Raw genomic sequence first — 3,023 nt, 5'->3', positions numbered from 1 at the left:
TTTTAATATAAAAGCAAGGCTAAGAAATTAGCACGCTTATTCATTGTAAAAATAGTTAAGTGAATAAGGGCGCACGGTGGATGCCTTGGTACTAGGAGCCGAAGAAGGACGGGACTAACACCGATATGTCTCGGGGAGTCGTAAGTAGACATCGATCCGAGAATTTCCGAATGGGGGAACCCACTGTTCGTAATGGAACAGTACGCATAGCTGAATACATAGGCTATGTGAGGCAGACCCGGGGAACTGAAACATCTCAGTACCCGGAGGAAGAGAAAGCAAATGCGATTTCCCAAGTAGCGGCGAGCGAAACGGAATTAGCCCAAACCAGAAAGCTTGCTTTCTGGGGTTGTAGGACACTCCTTTGGAGTTACAAAGGAATTCTTTAGATGAATCGATCTGGAACGATCAGCCACAGCAGGTAAGAGCCCTGTAATCGAAAAGGAATTCTCTCCGGAGTGTATCCTGAGTACGGCGGAACACGAGAAATTCCGTCGGAATCCGGGAGGACCATCTCCCAAGGCTAAATACTCCCTAGTGACCGATAGTGAACCAGTACCGTGAGGGAAAGGTGAAAAGCACCCCGGGAGGGGAGTGAAAGAGAACCTGAAACCGTGTGCCTACAAGTAGTCGAAGCCCGTTAATGGGTGACGGCGTACCTTTTGTAGAATGGACCGGCGAGTTACGATCCCATGCAAGGTTAAGTGGAAGACACGGAGCCGCAGCGAAAGCGAGTCTGAATAGGGCGATTTGAGTATGTGGTCGTAGACCCGAAACCGTGTGATCTACCCATGTCCAGGGTGAAGGTCAGGTAACACTGACTGGAGGCCCGAACCCACGTATGTTGAAAAATGCGGGGATGAGGTGTGGGTAGGGGTGAAATGCCAATCGAACACGGAGATAGCTGGTTCTCTCCGAAATAGCTTTAGGGCTAGCCTCAAGGAATGAGTACTGGAGGTAGAGCACTGATTGGACTAGGGGCCTCATCGGGTTACCGAATTCAGTCAAACTCCGAATGCCAGCTACTTAGACTTGGGAGTCAGACTATGGGTGATAAGGTTCATAGTCGAAAGGGAAACAGCCCAGACCGCCAGCTAAGGTCCCAAAGTATACGTTAAGTGGAAAAGGATGTGGAGTTGCCCAGACAACCAGGATGTTGGCTTAGAAGCAGCCACCATTTAAAGAGTGCGTAATAGCTCACTGGTCGAGTGACTCTGCGCCGAAAATGTACCGGGGCTAAACGTATCACCGAAGCTGCGGATTGTTCTTACGAACAATGGTAGGAGAGCGTTCCAAGTGCTGTGAAGTCAGACCGTGAGGACTGGTGGAGCGCTTGGAAGTGAGAATGCCGGTATGAGTAGCGAAAAAAGAGTGAGAATCTCTTTCACCGAAAGCCTAAGGTTTCCTGAGGAAGGCTCGTCCTCTCAGGGTTAGTCGGGACCTAAGCCGAGGCCGAAAGGCGTAGGCGATGGACAACAGGTAGATATTCCTGTACCACCTCATGAGCGTTTGAACGATGGGGGGACGCAGTAGGATAAGGAATGCGCACCGATGGATGTGTGCGCCCAAGCAGTGAGAAAGTTGGATAGGCAAATCCGTCCAACAATTTCAAGCTGTGATGGGGAGGGAAATAGAGTACCGAAGTTCCTGATTTCACACTGCCAAGAAAATCCTCTAGTGAGTTCATAGGTGCCCGTACCGCAAACCGACACAGGTAGGCGAGGAGAGAATCCTAAGGTGAGCGGGAGAACTCTCGTTAAGGAACTCGGCAAAATGACCCCGTAACTTCGGGAGAAGGGGTGCTCCTTTAAGGAGGAGCCGCAGTGAATAGGCCCAAGCGACTGTTTAGCAAAAACACAGGTCTCTGCGAAGCCGAAAGGCGAAGTATAGGGGCTGACACCTGCCCGGTGCTGGAAGGTTAAGGGGAAGCGTTAGCTTACGCGAAGCGCAGAACCGAAGCCCCAGTAAACGGCGGCCGTAACTATAACGGTCCTAAGGTAGCGAAATTCCTTGTCGGGTAAGTTCCGACCCGCACGAAAGGTGCAACGACTTGGGCACTGTCTCAACGAGAGACCCGGTGAAATTATACTATGCGTGAAGATGCGCATTACCCGCGACAGGACGGAAAGACCCCGTGGAGCTTTACTGTAGCCTGATATTGAATGTTTGTACAGCTTGTACAGGATAGGTGGGAGCCTTGGAAACCGGAGCGCCAGCTTCGGTGGAGGCATCCGTGGGATACCACCCTGGCTGTACGACCATTCTAACCCAGGGCCGTGATCCGGTCCGGAGACAGTGTCAGGCGGGCAGTTTGACTGGGGCGGTCGCCTCCCAAAAGGTAACGGAGGCGCCCAAAGGTTCCCTCAGAATGGTTGGAAATCATTCGTAGAGTGTAAAGGCAGAAGGGAGCTTGACTGCGAGACCTACAAGTCGAGCAGGGACGAAAGTCGGGCTTAGTGATCCGGTGGTTCCGCATGGAAGGGCCATCGCTCAACGGATAAAAGCTACCCCGGGGATAACAGGCTTATCTCCCCCAAGAGTTCACATCGACGGGGAGGTTTGGCACCTCGATGTCGGCTCATCGCATCCTGGGGCTGTAGTCGGTCCCAAGGGTTGGGCTGTTCGCCCATTAAAGCGGTACGCGAGCTGGGTTCAGAACGTCGTGAGACAGTTCGGTCCCTATCCGTCGTGGGCGTTGGAAGTTTGAGAGGAGCTGTCCTTAGTACGAGAGGACCGGGATGGACACACCGCTGGTGTACCAGTTGTTCCGCCAGGAGCATAGCTGGGTAGCTACGTGTGGCAAGGATAAGTGCTGAAAGCATCTAAGCATGAAGCCCCCCTCAAGATGAGACTTCCCATCACTTCGAGTGAGTAAGATCCCTCAGAGACGATGAGGTTGATAGGTCCGAGGTGGAAGCGTGGTGACACGTGGAGCTGACGGATACTAATAGATCGAGGACTTAACTAATTTTCTTCTTTGATTGTCGTTGTTTTTCTCTTATTTAGTTTTTAGGGTATAAATT

At 51.8% G+C, this 3,023-nt stretch carries 1 rRNA gene; it reads left to right on the top strand.

From position 1 onward, the window contains the following. Positions 1–53: 53 nt before the first annotated feature. Positions 54–2,968: ribosomal RNA gene (locus JCM12304_RS18690) — 23S ribosomal RNA — on the top strand. The last annotated feature ends 55 nt before the right edge of the window (positions 2,969–3,023 follow it).

The organism is Virgibacillus halodenitrificans JCM 12304, assembly GCF_001310895.1.
Lineage (GTDB): Bacteria > Bacillota > Bacilli > Bacillales > Amphibacillaceae > Virgibacillus_Q > Virgibacillus_Q halodenitrificans.
This window is presented reverse-complemented; position numbering and strand designations above follow the sequence as displayed.